Below are 15455 nucleotides of genomic sequence, written 5' to 3' on the forward strand. Positions count from 1 at the left end.
CGCCGGCAGCACGACGGCAGATTCGGCCATGAAAAACCGCAGGTGCCCGGAGGCAGCCTGCGATAGCGGTTCCTTCCCGACCCGGTTCAGGCACGCTGCGGTTCGGGAATACCCTCCATCAGCTTGTCCTTGCTGATCGGCAGCTCGCGGATCCGCTTGCCGGTCGCGTGATAGACCGCATTGGCGACCGCCGCGGCCATGCCGGTGATGCCGATCTCACCGATGCCGCGGGCCCCATACTCGTTGAACTCATAGTCCGGATTGTCGAGCAGGATGACATCGATCTCCGGCTGATCGGCATGGGTCGCGACCAGATACTCGGCGTAGTTGTTGTTGACCGGCCGGGCATTGCGATGGTCGTAATCGGTAGCCTCGAAATGCGCCATGCCGAGCCCCATGACCACGGCGCCTTCCACCTGGTTGCGGGCAGTCAGCGTATTGATGGCCCGTCCCACATCGATGGCACTGACCACCCGGCTGACCCGCAGGTTGGAGATGCCGGGATCCCAGCGCACCTCGACAAAGTGGGCGCCGAAGGAGCGGAACGAGTACTTGCTGGTATCCGCCCCGCCGGTATGCGCCTCGCCGTCGGCACTGGCCAGCCGCTGGGCACCGAGCACCTCGGTGTAGTCCATCGCGCGGCCGTTGTGACTGAGCTGACCGTTTTCGAAGCTCAAATCTTCGGCGGCCACGTCGCTGAACGCGCCCTGGCCGGAGGTGGCATGACTCTTGAGCTGCTCGATCGCCTTGCGGCTGGCTTCGGCAACGGCCGGCAGCGTGGTGGCGGTGGTCCAGGAGCCGCCCGAAAGCGGCCCCTCGGGGTAGGAGGTATCGCCCAGCTTGACGGTGATCCGCTCCAGCGGCAGTCCGGTCACATCGCTGACCGCCTGAGCGACGATGGTATAGGTGCCGGTCCCGATATCCTGGGTGGCGCAGGTCACATAGGCCGTGCCATCGGCACGCAGCGAGACCCGGGCATCGCAGGGGAACCGCATCGCCTCCCAGTTGCACGCGGCCATGCCGTAACCGACAAACTCGTTTCCCTCGCGCATCGAGCCCGGCTCGGGCGTGCGCTTCGACCAGCCGAACTTCTCGGCCGCCTGGCGGGTGGCGTCCTTGATGTGGTTACTGGAAAACGGCAGATCCTGGCTTTCATCGCGGTCGGCATAGTTGTTCAAACGAAACTCGACCGGGTCAATGCCCGCCTCGATCGCCATCTCATCAATCGCCGACTCCAGCGCAAACAGTCCTGGCGCCGCTCCGGGAGCGCGCATCGAGGTTGGTGTCCCGCGATTGACCCGGGTGGTTTCGTGACTCACCAGCACGTTGTCACAGGAGTAGAGACTCTTGGTGACGCTGCCGCAGGTCTCAACGTATTGATCAGTGAACGAAGTCGCGTTGATCGATTCGTGCCGGACCGAAACCAGCCGCCCCTGATTATCCGTTGCCAGGCGCAGACGCTGACGGGTCTCGGGTCGATGCCCCGTGGTGGTAAACATCTGCTGACGTGGCACGACCACCTGCACCGGGCGGCCGGTCTCGCGTGACGCGGCCGCCGCGGTGACCGCATGGGGCCACATCCACAGCTTGCTGCCGAATCCCGAGCCGATGAAGGGCGATTCCACCTCGATCTGATTGGGCGCAATGCCGAAGATCTTGGCCAGTGCGCCCTTCTCCTGCAGCACCCCCTGGGAGGACTCGTAGACATGCAGCCGATCGCCCCGCCACGAAGCGACGGTTGCATGCATCTCCATCGGGTTGTGGGTCTCCACCGGCGTGGCATAGGTATAATCGATGCTGTGAGCGGCGCTTTCGAAGGAGGCCCCGGGATTACCGCGTGAATGGTTTCCCTTGCCCTTCTGCGTACCGTGCGCCTTGACGCCCTGATCGAGGTTGGCAATCGCCTTCTCCTCATCATAGCTGACCTTCACCTTGTAGGCCGCGGCCCGGGCGTTCTCCAGGCTGTCCGCCACCACCAGCGCGACGAACTGACCCTCGTAGTAGACGCGATCATCCTCGAACGGCAGCCGGGTCTCCTCGACCTTGTTGCCCTGCATCATCGAGGAAGGCGTGTGATAGAGCGAGGGGAAGTGACCGTGATGGAAGATGTCGATCACGCCCGGTGACCTGCGGGCCTCACTCAGGTCGATATTGGTGACACGACCGCTGGCAATGGTACTGAACACCCCGTAGCCATAGGCCATGTTGTCGGGATAGTGGTCAGCGGCATAGGGGGCGGCACCGGACACCTTGAGGCGCCCGTCGATACGTCTGGGACCAGCGCCGATAATGCTGTCACTCATGGGACATGACTCCTGTAAGCGATGAACCGGCTCAGGCGGTCTGAGTGGTCAGATTGCGAATCACTGCCTGCTTGCCCAGCGGGATCTTGAAGGCGTTGTGCTCATACGGCGTGGCATCGCGCATCACGATATCCGCTGCCTTCTGAAAGCTCTGCTCATTGGCCGGCTGCCCCTTGAGCGCCTGTTCCGCCTCTTTCACCCGCCACGGTTTGGTCCCGACGCCACCCAGTGCGATCCGGGCCTCACGGATGGTGTTACCCTCGAGTGCCACGATCACCGCGCTGGAGGCCAGCGCAAACTGATAGGACTCGCGATCACGCAGCTTGAGATAGCCGGAGCGACTGCCCTGAATCGGCGCATCAAGAGTGACATGGGTGATCAGCTCATTCTCCTTCAGCGCATGCTCTTTCCAGGGGGTATCGCCCGGCAGCAGGTGAAAGTCGAGAAAGTCGATCTCCCGCTCGCCCTCCGGCCCCTGCACCTGGACCGTGGCCCCGATGGCCGCCATTGCCACGCACATATCGGAGGGATGCGTGGCAATGCACTTGTCACTGGTGCCCAGCACGGCATGCACGCTGCGGTTGTAGCCACCAATGGCCGCACAGCCCGAACCCGGCTCACGCTTGTTGCACGGCGAGACCCCGTCGCGGAAATAGGGGCAGCGCACCCGCTGCATCACGTTGCCGGCGGTGGTGGCCTTGTTGCGCAGCTGGGTGGAAGCCCCGGACAGCAGCGCCTCGCTGAGCACGGCGTAGTCGCGCGTGATGCGCTCATCGCGGGCAAGCGCGGTGTTGGTCACCAGCGCGCCGATGCGGGTGCGGCCATCGTTGAGGGTTTCGATCTCATTGAGATCGAGCCGGTTGATATCGACCACCTGCTCAGGGCGCATGATGTCGATCTTGACCAGATCCAGCAGCGTGGTACCGCCGGCCAGATAGGCAGCCTGTTCATTCGTACCATGGCTGGACACCGCCTGTCGGGCACTGTCGGCACGTGCATAGTCGAATTCGCGCATCAGCTCGCTCCCTTCATCTTGCCGCGGGCATCCTGCACGGCCGCGAGAATGTTCTTGTAGGCGCCGCAGCGGCAGATGTTACCGCTCATGGCCTCGCGGACTGAGGCATCATCGCTGCCGATATTGTCATCGTTGAGAATCGCCACGGCGCTCATGATCTGACCCGAGGTGCAGTAGCCGCACTGGTAGGCATCGTGCGCCCAGAAGGCGGCCTGTACCGGATGCAGTTCATCACCCTGTGAGAGCTCCTCGATGGTGGTGATCTCGTCACCGTCATGAGAGACGGCCAGCGACAGGCAGGAATTAATCGCCGTGTCGTTGACCAAGAGCGTACAGGCGCCGCACTGGCCCTGATCGCAACCCTTCTTGGTGCCGGTCAGCTCAAGGCGGTCGCGCAGCACATCAAGCAGCACAGCGTTGGGCTTGACGTTGAGGGTGTGCTCGACGCCGTTGACGATCAGCTGAATCTGCTGCTCGCCCTCGCCGGGTGCGCCATCGTCACGGGGTTCGACAGGCTCGGCCTGCGACTGGCTTGCCTGGGCAATCTGCGCCCAGGCCGGTGCCGTGGCCGCTGCCAGCCCCGAGGCGCCCATGGATTTGAGAAAACGTCGCCTAGAAGGCGACCGAGCATCGAAGGTCTCGACCCTTGATCCATCATCCTTGTGGTGATCACTCATGTGTCACTCCTCATTGCATCAGGGCATTGGTGTTGTATCGCACCCTGTCTCGTCACGGTCGATATGAGTTCTGGCAGTGTCGGCTGCCAGTAATGGCGCCTTCGGGCGCTCTGAAATGGTGTGGAACATCAGTGGTGGCCGGGCAACTCGTTTGCTGGCGAACGATTCAAGCCTGGACCGGCAGCAGCAAGATTGCCAGCGACAGGCCAGGGGCTTTCAGACCCTGTTCAGGCCGACTCATCCCGGGAAGATGGCATTTGATAAAAGGGCCGGCTCCTCTGCAGGAGCCGGCCCGTTGGTCACGAGTTACCGCGTAGGACTCAGGAGGCCAGCAGTTTCTCGATCGAGATCGGCATGTCACGAATGCGCTTGCCGGTGGCGTTGTAGACGGCGTTGGAAATCGCCGCCGCCACGCCGGTCAGGCCGATCTCGCCCACGCCGCGCGCACCAAACTCGTTGCGCAGGTAGTCGGGATAGTCGAGCAGCTCCACTTCAATCTGCGGCATGTCGGCATTTACCGGCACGATGTAGTCCGCCAGACTGTTGTTGTAGGGATAGCCATGAGCGTCGTATTCGATCTGCTCGAACAGTCCCATGCCCATGCCCATCACGATGCTGCCTTCGACCTGGTTGGTTGCCGTGAGCGGGTTGATGGCGCGGCCGATATCGATGGTCGAACAGATGCGCGCCACGCGCAGGCGCGAAATGCCCGGATCCCAACGCACCTCCACGAACACGGCGCCAAAGGAGCGGAAGCTGTACTGATCCTGCTCGTCGCCGGGCTTCGTGCTCGCCTCGCCATCGACCAGTCCGATCCGGTTCTGGCGCAGCAGTTCGGCAATCTCGATGCTGTTGTCACCGCTGACCAGCCGGCCGTCACGGAGGGTGATACTGTCCTGATCGACGTTTTCAAACACGCCGCCTTCAGCCGTGGCCAGCGTTTTGAGCTCGGCAAGTGCTTCCTTCATGGCCGCGGAGACTGCCGGCAGCACGGTCGCCGTGGCAAACGAGCCCCCGGAAAGCGGACCCGAGGGCAGCGAGGAATCCCCGAGGCGCACATCGATCATCTCGATGGGCACGCCGGTCATCTCACTGGCAGTCTGCGCCACGATCGTATAGGTGCCGGTACCGATATCCTGCGTGCCGCAGGCGACCAGCAGTGTGCCGTCATCGCGAAAGCCAAAGCGTGCGCTGCAGTGCTGACGCATCGCTTCCCAGCTCTGGGTCGCCATGCCGTAGCCGATGATTTCGTCACCGTCCTTCATCGCCCCGGGCGTCGGGTTGCGCTTGTTCCAGCCAAAGCGCTGGGCCGCGTTGTCCCAGCACTCCTTGAGATGGTTGCTCGACCAGGGCAGGTCGGCCGCGGGGTCGCGGTCAGCGAAGTTTTTATGGCGCAGTGCCAGCGGGTCCATATCAAGTTTGACCGCCAGCTCATCCAGCGCCGTTTCCAGTGCGAAGGCACCGGAAGCCTCACCCGGGGCCCGCATGGAGGTCGGCGTGCCCTTGTTGACCGTTACCAGCCGATTGGTCACGGCCACGTTGTCGCAGGCATACATGCTGGGCGTGGCGCCGTTGACGCTGTCATCGTGCAGCCCGGCCGGCGAGGTCTCGTTGCAGCCGTCGTGATGGATGGACAGCAGCTTGCCGCTGTCATCGGCACCCAGACGAACACGCTGCAGCGAGGTCGGGCGATAGCCGGTGTTGAGATATTCAAGCTCGCGCGGCACGACCGTCTTGACCGGACGACCCAGGCGACGGGCAGCCACGGACGTCATGACGGCGTGTGGCCACATGAAGAGCTTGCTGCCAAAGCCCGAGCCGATAAAGTGCGAGATGACCGTGACCTTCTCCTGCGGGATGCCGAAGATCTTTGCCAGCGCATTGCGCTGAAAGACCACGCCCTGGGAGGATTCGTACACGGTCAGCATGTCGTTTTCCCACTGCGCCACCGAGGCGTGCATTTCCATGACGCTGTGGTTTTCGTGGGCGATCGAGTAACGCTGATCGAGTTGAATACTGGCTGATTCAAACGCCGAGTCGGCATCCCCACGGCTGCTGGCGTCTCCCGGGACGTCCTCGCCCGGCAGATCACCCTGACCGCTGTCGAGAGCGAGGATGTCAGTGAGCTGATCATCGCTTTTCTCGTACTGCGCCCTGACCTTTCTGGCCGCCGCGCGGGCATGCTCAAAGGTGTCGGCCACGACCAGCGCAATGTACTGGCCGTGATAGTAGATCTCGTTGTCTTCAAACGGCAGACGCAGTTCACCGACCTTGTTGGCCGCGGCGAAATCGTTGGGTGAGCGGCTGAGCTTATCGAAGTTGTCGTGGTGGAAAATATCCAGCACGCCTGGCATTGCCAGCGCCTCATCCAGCTCCAGCGCGACCAGTCGCCCCTTGGCGATGGTGCTGGAGACCGGATAGCCCCAGGTCTGGTTGGGCAGATTGCGGTCGGCGGCATAGTCGGCACCGCCGGTCAGCTTGAGCGTGCCATCAATGCGCGGCTTTTTCTGACCGATGCTGGTCAACGTGCCGTCAACGCGCTGCGGCTTTTGTGTTTCGGTAGTCATGTGATCTCTCCGTGATCAGGCGCGGGCGGCAGCGGTAGCGTCTCTGAGCGCACGCACGATGGCCTGCTTGCCCAGCGTGATCTTGTAGCCGTTGTGGCTGTAGGCCACGGCATCCTGCATGACCGCCTCGGCAGCGCGCTCGAAGGTCTCGCGCGTGGCCGGCTGTCCCTTCAGGGCCTCCTCGGCTGCGGTGGCACGCCAGGGTTTGGTGGCCACGCCGCCCATGGCGACTCGCGCTTCGCTGATACGATCTCCCTCCAGATTGACGATTGCGGCGCAGGAGGCGAGCGCAAACTCGTAGGAGGCGCGGTCGCGCAGCTTGAGATAGCTCTGGCCGCCGCCACGGGGCGGATCGAGGATCACATGGGTAATCAGCTCGCCCGCCAGCAGGTCATGCTCCTGCTCGGGCGTTTCGCCGGGCAGCAGGTGATACTCCTCGAAGGGAATCTCGCGCACCCCCTGGGACCCTTCCACCACCACGGTGGCACCGGCGGCCACCATGCCGACGCACATGTCGGAGGGGTGCGTGGCGATGCAATGCTCGCTGGTACCCAGTACCGCATGATTGCGGTTGATGCCCTCTATGGCCGAACAGCCCGTGCCCGGTTCGCGCTTGTTGCACGGCATGGCCGGATCACGGAAGTAAGGGCAGCGGGTGCGCTGCATGACATTGCCACCAGTGGAGGCCATGTTGCGCAGACCGGTCGAGGCACCGGAGAGCAGCGCCTCGCTGAGCACCGGATAGTCGCGCATCACGATCTCGTGTTTGGCAAGCTCGGTATTGGAGACCAGCGCGCCCACCTTGAGACGGCCATCTTCCAGTGTCTCGATGCGCTTGAGTGGCAGTCGGCTCACGTCGACGACCTTCTCGGGCTGCATGACATCCAGCTTGACCAGATCCAGCAGCGTGGTGCCACCGGCGATCAGGGCATCGCTGCTGCCGTGGCGGTTGATCGCCTGCTGGACGTCGTCGGCCTGTTCGAATTCGAATCCGCGCATGTCAGCCCTCTCCCGTCATTCGGGCCCTGGCACTCTGGACCGCTTCGAGAATGTTCTTGTAGGCGCCGCAGCGGCAGATATTGCCGCTCATCGCTTCGCGCAGCGAGACATCGTCGCCCTCGACATTGCCTTCATTGATCACCGCGGCCGCCGTCATCATCTGGCCGGCCGTGCAGTAACCACACTGATAGGCGTCATGCTCGAGGAAGGCCTGCTGCACGGGGTGCTGCCCCTGTTCGAAGCCGGCACTCTGCGCCAGGCCTTCAATGGTGGTGATTTCGACGTTCTGCTGCATGACGGCCAGCAGCAGGCAGGAATTCATCGAACGACCATTGATGTGCACGGTGCAGGCACCGCACTGGCCATGGTCGCACCCCTTCTTGGTACCGTGCAGGCCGAGAATCTCGCGCAGGGCATCAAGCAGGATGACATTGGGTTCGACATCAAGGGTGTGCTCGGTCCCGTTGACCTTCAGGGTGATGCGCTGCCGGCCCGGCGCTGCTGCGCTCCCGGCGGCCGTCTGTCCGGCGGTACGGGCGGGCGCGGCCGTACCCGGATCGGCATGCCCCACGGGCGATGCCGGTGAGCTGTACTGAATGGATACCATGGAAGCCTCATCAGGCCATCACACAAGGACGGCGCTATTGTCTGGAGTGAAATATGCCCGGGGCGGAGCGGTCAGGTTCCGTTCCGGGCGTCACGGATCACATCATCAAGGTAGGCAAGGCATCCGGGCGCTTCAACACGATTATTTCGATGCTCAACCGGCACATGAAAAATATACAAACCTGGACGTATAATTGCGCCGTAAGGGTGGCGGCTCGATCATGGCCGGCAGTACCATCCCGACTCCCATTTTTCAGGTCAACGTCGAGAGACGCCCATGCGCAAGACGAAGGAAGAAGCCAAGCGCACTCGCCAGGCGCTGCTCAATGCAGCCGAACACCTGTTCATCGAGAAGGGGCTGAGTCGCACCACGCACAACGACATCGCCCAGCGAGCGGGGGTTACCCGTGGCGCGCTCAACTGGCATTTCGCGGAGGGCAAGCTCGATATCTTCTCCGCGCTTCTCGAGCGCAAGCGCCAGATGCCCGAGCGCCTCGCCGAACACATGGCGTGCTGCGAACGCAGCATCGCATGCCCGGCAGCCACCATGCGCCGCATCCTGATCGGTGACCTGCAGGAGCTGACTCATGATGCCCAGCTGCAGCGCATCCTGCTGATCTGTACCCAGCACTGCGAATTCGCCGGCGAGTTCGCCTGGGTACGCACCCAGCTCGATGCCAGCGTCGACCGCTTTCTGGAAATCGTCGGTGACACTCTCGAGCGCGCTCAGGCACAGGACGAGATCAGGCTGGCGGATTCCTTGACCACCACTCAGGGGGCACGACTGATCTACATCCACCTCAAGGGCCTGGTCGAGGAGTGGATCCACCGCCGCGAGATGTTCGATCTCGAGCACAATGCCGAACTGCTGGTCGACAGCATCCTGCGCAGCGTGATCCTCTGGCAGCAGCCCCGCGAGCTGCATGCACCAGCCGAGTGACCCGCCGCATCGGCGGCGGATCATCATGCCGGGGGCGGCTCAGACGAAGCCCACGACCTCGTGCGGCACATACGGCGACTCGAGCGCCTCTACCTCTTCGGCCGTCAGGGTGACCTCCAGGGCACCGAGCGCCTGATCGAGGTGACGTGACTTGCTGGCGCCGACAATGGGCGCCGTGATCCCCGGCTTCTGCAACAGCCAGGCCAGCGCGATCTGCGCCTGTGATACCCCGCGCGCCTCGGCCACGCGCTGCAGCGCCTCCAGTACCGGCCGGTCACGCTCCAGACCCAGCTTCCAGTTGCGCATCTGCTCGTCGCTTTTCGCCCGGGTGGTCTCCCCTTCACTGCCGATCGGCTTGCTGCCGGCAAGGATGCCACGCGCCAGCGGGCTCCACGGAATCACCCCCACGCCCTGATCGATGCACTGCGGGATCATTTCGCGCTCTTCCTCGCGATAGATCAGGTTGACCATCGGCTGCATGGTCGAAAACGGCGTCCAGCCGTTCTCGCGGGCAATCCGCTGGGCCTTGGCAAACTGCCAGGCGTGCATGCTGGAAGCGCCGAGATAGAGCGCCTTGCCCGACTGCACGACCTCGTGCAGCGCCTCCATGGTCTCCTCGATCGGGGTATCGTAATCCCAGCGGTGGGTCTGATAGAGATCGACGTAGTCGGTCCCCAGACGCGAGAGCGAGTCATCGATGGCATGGCGAATGTGCTTCTTCGACAGCCCCCGCTCGTTGGCGGTCTTGTTGCCGGTGGGATTGTAGACCTTGGTGGCGATGACCACTTCCTCGCGCCGGGCGAAGTCGTTGAGGGCCCGGCCGACCACGCTCTCCGAAGCACCATCGGAGTACATGTCGGCGGTATCGAAGAAGTTGATGCCCGCCTCCAGCGCCTGCTTGATGAAGGGGCGGCTCTGCTGCTCGTCGAGTACCCAGTCCCGCCACTCGGGGGTGCCATAGGTCATGGTGCCCAGGCACAGGGGCGAAACCCTGAGCCCGGTTCGGCCCAGATTGCGATAGTTCATGATGCGCGCTCCTGAATGTGCAGCGGTGCGTCGGCAGCCCTGCCGGCACCTGTTCGGCCGGATCCGGCCCTGTTACAGGCTGTAAAGCCATGCAGGCTGTGCTAGTGTGTGCGGCAACGCGTCGCACTCTTCAGTGTCGCTTAAGACCTGCCGATATGCCTCGGCGGATACGACTGTCGATCCCGCAGCTGACCCTCCTTTTAGCAGACTAATCATCTGCACGACAGGTTCGTTCATGATCGACAGCGGTATCCATGGGCCCATTCACCGCATCGAGTACCCGGCCTCGGGCCGTCGCTCAGCAGGAGACAGTTTCAATGTCGTTTTATACCCCCAGTGAAACCGCCGGGCTGACCATTGCCGCCGGCGTCAAGAAGGACCAGACACCGATGGCATCGCTGCTGGTGCTCGGCTTTCTGGCCGGTGCCTTCATCGCCTTCGGCTTTCTGCTCGACATTCGCGTGACCGGCACCATGCCGGCCGAGTGGGGCTCCTTCAAGAGCTTCATCGGCGCGGCCGTCTTCCCGGTGGGACTGGTACTGACCGTACTTGCCGGCGGTGAACTGCTGACCGGCAACATGATGGCGCTGCCGATGGCCCTCTTTTCGAAGAAGGTGGGCGTGGCCGGACTGGTACGCAACTGGGTCCTGGTCACCATTGCAAACTTCGTCGGCAGCGTGTTCGTGGCCTATTTCTTCGGCCACTTCCTCGGCCTGACCGAAGGGGCCTTTCTCGAGTCGACCGTGGGCATCGCCCAGGCCAAGGTGAGCGCCGATTTCGCGCACGCCTTTGTCTCCGCCATAGGCTGCAACTGGCTGGTCTGCCTGGGCGTCTGGCTGGCCTACGCCAGCAAGGACTTCGCCGGCAAGGTGCTGGGCATCTGGTTTCCGGTCATGGCCTTCGTGGCGATCGGCTTCCAGCACGTGGTCGCCAACATGTTCGTGGTGCCGGCCGCCATCTTTGCCGGCAGCGTGACCTGGGCGGAGTACCTGCCCAACTTCATCGCCGTCTTCCTGGGCAATGTCGTGGGAGGAGCCATCTTCGTCGGCCTGGCCTATTACGTGGCCTATCGTCCGAACGAGGCCGAAGCCGCCAGTGCAGCCGTCACCCAGCAGTCGCTGGATGCCCGGCCGCTCGAGCGCGGCAGCGAAGCCATCTCGAAATAAGGCGCCCGTTCGCACGGCAAGACCCCGGCCACTGCCGGGGTTTTTTCATGGTTACCCCGCACGGGGCCGGTCAGCGCTGCTTCAGCTCGGCCAGATCCGGCGTCATGGTCGACATCCGGCGCGAGATGAACACCGCCAGCGCAATGCCGAGCACGGTCAGCAGTGGCGGCAACAGCTCCAGCGTGACCGCCGAGGAGAGATAGAGGAACAAAAAGAACACCATCATCACCACCGAGCCCATGATCCTGCCGGCTCTGGGACCCGCCAGATAGATGGTCGCCAGCACGCCGAGACAGGGAATCGCGACGCTGAGCAGGTTGATCACGAACAGCCTGCCGCTGTCACCTGCCCGGGGCAGCAACAGATCGGCGGCCAGCTGCCAGAGCACCAGATAGAGCAGTGGCGCGGCCAGAAAGGCGCCGATGAAGCGGGCCAAACGAATCAGCGCATCGGTGGAGTTCGGATTGCCGGGTGGTTGGGACATCGGACTGCGTCTCACTGCATCGAAGACAAGAAATCGGGGAGCGCCCTCCCCGCATGATGAGTGCGGCGCCCTGCCGGGCCCCGCACGCGATCCGGCCTCAGCGCCGGGCGATGATCTCCCGCCACTTCGCCGGCCCCTGCTGATGGACACTGGTGCCACGGCTGTCGACCGCCACCGTGACCGGCATGTCGCGGATCTCGAACTCGTAGATCGCTTCCATGCCGAGATCCTCGAACGCCAGCACTCGGGAGGCCCGGATGGCCTGGGCCACCAGATAGGCCGAGCCCCCCACCGCCATCAGATAGGCCGCGCCGTGATCGCGGATCGCCTCGATTGCCATGGGGCCGCGCTCGGCCTTGCCGATCATGCCCAGCAGTCCCGTCCGCTCCAGGATCGGCCGGGTAAACTTGTCCATGCGGGTGGCCGTGGTCGGCCCCGCAGGCCCCACCACCTCGTCACCGACCGGATCGACCGGACCGACATAGTAGATGAAGCGCCCTTTCAGCTCGACCGGCAGCGTCTCCCCGCGTTCGAGCATGTCGACCATGCGCTTGTGGGCGGCGTCGCGGCCGGTCAGCAGACTGCCGGAGAGCAGCAGGGTATCGCCCGGCTGCCAGCTGGCGACCTCCTCCGGCGTAATGCCGTCGAGATTCACCCTCTTCACGCCCTCTCCCGCTTCCCAGGCGATCTCCGGCCAGTCGTCGATCTCCGGGACCGGCAGCTCGGCGGGGCCGCTGCCCGTCAGGGTGAAATCGACATGCCGGGTGGCGGCACAGTTGGGGATGATCGCCACCGGCTTGTTGGCCGCATGGGTCGGATAATCCATCACCTTGATATCGAGCACGGTGGTCAGCCCCCCGAGCCCCTGGGCGCCGATACCGAGCCGGTTGATCTTCTCGAACAGCTCCAGGCGCAGCTCCTCGGCCCGGCTGGAGGGGCCCCGCTCGGCCAGCTTCTGAATGTCGATGGGCTCGAGCAGCGACTCCTTGGCCATCTTCATCGCCTGCTCGGCGGTACCGCCGATGCCGATCCCGAGCATTCCCGGCGGGCACCAGCCGGCGCCCATCTTCGGCACCTGGTCGAGCACCCAGTCGACCACGCTGTCGGAGGGGTTGAGCATGGCGAATTTCGTCTTCGCCTCGCTGCCCCCGCCCTTGGCGGCCACATGCACCTCGACCTGATCCCCCGGCACCAGCCGCTGATGGATCACCGCCGGCGTGTTGTCGCCGGTGTTGCGCCGGGCCCCGTCCGGGTCGGCCAGGATCGACGCCCGCAGCACGTTGTCGGGATGGGTATAGGCGCGCCGCACTCCTTCGTTGATCATCTCCTCCAGGCTCAGGTCGGTCTCCCAGCGCACGTTCATGCCAATATTGACGAACACGGTGACGATGCCGGTGTCCTGGCAGATCGGTCGGTGCCCGGTGGCGCACATGCGCGAGTTGATCAGGATCTGGGCGATGGCATCCCTGGCGGCCGGATTCTCCTCGCGCAGGTAGGCCTGATGCATGGCGTCGATGAAATCCTTCGGGTGGTAGTACGAGATGTACTGCAGTGCGCGGGTCACGCTGTCGATGAGGTCGGCCTGGCGGATCACGTTCATGAGCGGCTCTTTTTCTGGTGGGCTCGTGCAGCTGCCGCGCTGCGACAGCCCGGCAATGATACGCCCGTTCGCCCACTGCGGCGAATGGCCGCGGCAGGCGAACGGATGATCACCGTCACGGCATGCCCAGCCAGTTCGGCAGCCCCAGCGACAGCGCCGGCCAGTAGGTCACCAGCATCAGAAAGGCGAACATCAGGATCAGCCATGGCGCCACGGCGCGGATCACGGTAGTCAGCGGCTGCCCCGTGACGGCCGAGGCCACGAACAGGTTGAGGCCGGTCGGCGGTGTCAGCAGGCCGATCTCCATGTTGACCACCATGATCACGCCGAGGTGAATCGGATCGATGCCCAGCTGCATGGCAATCGGGAACAGGATCGGCGCCAGAATCAGGATGATCGCCGAAGGCTCCATGAAACTGCCCGCCACCAGCAGCAGCACATTGAGCACCAGCAGGAAGGTGATCGGCGAGAAGCCCTGCTCCACGACCCACCGGGTAATCGTCTGCGGAATCTGCTCGGTGGTCAGCACATGGGCAAACAGCATGGCGTTGGCGATGATGAACATCAGCACCACGCTGAGCCTGCCGGCATCCCGCAGCACGCGCGGGCACTCCCGAAGGCCGATGTCGCGATAGACCACCAGCGACACGAAGGCGGCATAGACCGCCGCCACGGCCGCGGCCTCGGTCGGCGTGAACAGCCCCGAATAGATACCGCCGAGGATGATCACGATCAGCAGCAGGCCCCAGACCGACTTGCGCGCCGCGGTCAGCCACTCGCCGAAGCTGGCCCGGGGCTGGGCCGGCATGTCCTTCAGCCGGGCGATCACGTAGATCGCCACCATCAGCAGCAGCCCCAGCAGGACACCGGGCACCACGCCGGCCATGAACAGCTTGCCGACCGAGGTCGAGGTGGCCGCGGCGTACACCACCATCACGATCGAGGGCGGAATCAGGATACCCAGGGTGCCGGCGTTGCAGACCACGCCGGTGGCAAAGCGCCGGGTATAGCCCGAGCGCACCATGCCGGCGATCACGATCGAGCCGACCGCGGCCACGGTCGCCGGTGAGGAGCCGGACAGCGCGGCAAACAGCACGCAGGCGAGCACCGAGGCTATCGGCAGCCCGCCCCGGATATGCCCCACCGAGGCATTGGCGAAGCTGATCAGGCGCCGGGCCACCCCGCCGCTGGTCATGAAGGCGCCGGCCAGCAGAAAGAACGGAATCGCCAGCAGGGTGTAGTGATCGGCCGTGGCGAACAGCTTGATGGCCAGCGACTGCAGCGAGTCCTGACTGAACAGCATGATGGTCACGGCACTCGACAGTCCCAGCGAGACGGCAATCGGCACGCCGATGGCCATCAGCACGAACAGTGCCACAAAGAGAAAGGCAATGGTCATGATCGCGACTCCCCGTGCTCGCTGCGTTCGGCCTCCTCGGAGAGCCGGAGCGCATCGCTGGTTTCATGTGACAGATCCAGCCCCTCCTGCCTGCCCTGCAGGATATGGATCAGCACCTCGATCAGGCGCGCCACCACCAGCGCAAAGCCGACCGGCATGACAATGGCCACATGCCACTCCTCGATGCCGAACTGATCGAGATCCTCGACCCCGACCCGGCCCTTCATCAGCGAGCTCACCCATTCGGCGCTGGACACCAGCATCAGGGCCGCATAGCCGATGAAGATCAGGCAGGCGAGGATGCCGAATACCCGCCGCAGCTTCGGCGGAAACAGCCGGACCAGCAGATCGACGCCGATGTGCGCCCCCAGCCGTACGCTCCAGGCGATGCCGATGAAGATCAGCCACGCAAACAGGGCGCTGGTCATCGCCACGTTCCAGGTCATCGCCTGGGTCAGATCGAGCAGGAAATCGCCGACCGCAAAGGCGGGCGTCTCCAGCCACGGCACGGCATCGGCCAGGTCATAGAACAGGTTGTAGAGATTGGAGATCGCCACGTAGGCGAAGGTCACCAGGGTCATTGCCGCCAGCAGGAGGGCCACCAGACCCTCCTCCAGCCGGTTCCAGACACGCATCACAATGGCCATGTGCGGCTACTCTGTTGGCAAACGCG

13 protein-coding genes are annotated in these 15455 nt (G+C 63.9%); 2 read left to right on the forward strand and 11 right to left on the reverse strand.

The window, feature by feature from the left end:
- Window positions 1-86 precede the first annotated feature (86 nt).
- The 6 genes from C7446_RS13915 to C7446_RS13940 all read right to left on the reverse strand — a co-directional run bounded on the left by C7446_RS13915 (window position 87) and on the right by C7446_RS13940 (window position 8168).
- A complete protein-coding gene (locus C7446_RS13915; protein WP_121173726.1) occupies window positions 87-2303 on the reverse strand; it encodes a xanthine dehydrogenase family protein molybdopterin-binding subunit in 2217 nt (738 codons plus the stop codon).
- Between the two features lie 31 nt (window positions 2304-2334).
- Entirely contained in the window at window positions 2335-3318 is a 984-nt protein-coding gene (locus C7446_RS13920) for an FAD binding domain-containing protein (RefSeq protein WP_121173727.1), read from the reverse strand.
- On the reverse strand, window positions 3318-3995 hold the full coding sequence (locus C7446_RS13925) for a (2Fe-2S)-binding protein (protein WP_121173728.1): 678 nt from the start codon (window positions 3993-3995) through the stop codon (window positions 3318-3320). The genes C7446_RS13920 and C7446_RS13925 overlap by 1 nt, the downstream gene beginning before the upstream one ends.
- Before the next feature lie 320 nt (window positions 3996-4315).
- Window positions 4316-6562, reverse strand: a complete 2247-nt coding sequence (locus C7446_RS13930) for a xanthine dehydrogenase family protein molybdopterin-binding subunit (protein ID WP_121173729.1) — start codon at window positions 6560-6562, stop codon at window positions 4316-4318.
- Between the two features lie 15 nt (window positions 6563-6577).
- Complete coding sequence (locus C7446_RS13935; protein WP_121173730.1) at window positions 6578-7561, reverse strand: FAD binding domain-containing protein; 984 nt, start codon at window positions 7559-7561, stop codon at window positions 6578-6580.
- Between the two features lies 1 nt (window position 7562).
- Complete coding sequence (locus C7446_RS13940; protein WP_121173731.1) at window positions 7563-8168, reverse strand: (2Fe-2S)-binding protein; 606 nt, start codon at window positions 8166-8168, stop codon at window positions 7563-7565.
- Window positions 8169-8444: 276 nt separating this feature from the next.
- Here C7446_RS13940 and C7446_RS13945 point away from each other — a divergent pair, with 276 nt between their 5' ends.
- Window positions 8445-9107 (forward strand): TetR family transcriptional regulator, encoded by a 663-nt coding sequence (locus C7446_RS13945; protein ID WP_121173732.1) that lies wholly within the window; start codon window positions 8445-8447, stop codon window positions 9105-9107.
- Window positions 9108-9146: 39 nt separating this feature from the next.
- On the opposite strand, the gene C7446_RS13950 is transcribed toward C7446_RS13945, so the two are convergent.
- The gene (locus C7446_RS13950) at window positions 9147-10133 is read right to left on the reverse strand and encodes an aldo/keto reductase (protein WP_121173733.1); all 987 of its coding nucleotides are present in this window, start codon (window positions 10131-10133) and stop codon (window positions 9147-9149) included.
- Between the two features lie 317 nt (window positions 10134-10450).
- Between C7446_RS13950 and C7446_RS13955 the strand changes: the two genes are divergently transcribed.
- Window positions 10451-11299: a formate/nitrite transporter family protein gene (locus C7446_RS13955; RefSeq protein WP_121173734.1), complete on the forward strand. Its 849-nt coding sequence runs from the start codon at window positions 10451-10453 to the stop codon at window positions 11297-11299.
- Window positions 11300-11369: 70 nt separating this feature from the next.
- Here the strand turns inward: C7446_RS13955 and C7446_RS13960 are convergent, their stop codons facing one another.
- The 4 genes from C7446_RS13960 to C7446_RS13975 all read right to left on the reverse strand — a co-directional run bounded on the left by C7446_RS13960 (window position 11370) and on the right by C7446_RS13975 (window position 15429).
- Window positions 11370-11783, reverse strand: a complete 414-nt coding sequence (locus tag C7446_RS13960) for a hypothetical protein (RefSeq protein WP_121173735.1) — start codon at window positions 11781-11783, stop codon at window positions 11370-11372.
- 97 nt (window positions 11784-11880) lie between these two features.
- The gene (locus C7446_RS13965) at window positions 11881-13383 is read right to left on the reverse strand and encodes a fumarate hydratase (RefSeq protein ID WP_121173736.1); all 1503 of its coding nucleotides are present in this window, start codon (window positions 13381-13383) and stop codon (window positions 11881-11883) included.
- A gap of 115 nt (window positions 13384-13498) precedes the next feature.
- A complete protein-coding gene (locus tag C7446_RS13970; protein ID WP_121173737.1) occupies window positions 13499-14782 on the reverse strand; it encodes a TRAP transporter large permease in 1284 nt (427 codons plus the stop codon).
- Window positions 14779-15429 carry a TRAP transporter small permease gene (locus C7446_RS13975; protein ID WP_121173738.1) on the reverse strand — a complete coding sequence of 217 codons (651 nt, stop codon included), beginning with the start codon at window positions 15427-15429 and terminating at the stop codon, window positions 14779-14781. Before C7446_RS13975 ends, C7446_RS13970 begins: the two co-directional genes overlap by 4 nt.
- Window positions 15430-15455 lie beyond the last annotated feature (26 nt).

This window comes from Kushneria sinocarnis (assembly GCF_003633775.1).
GTDB lineage: Bacteria > Pseudomonadota > Gammaproteobacteria > Pseudomonadales > Halomonadaceae > Kushneria > Kushneria sinocarnis.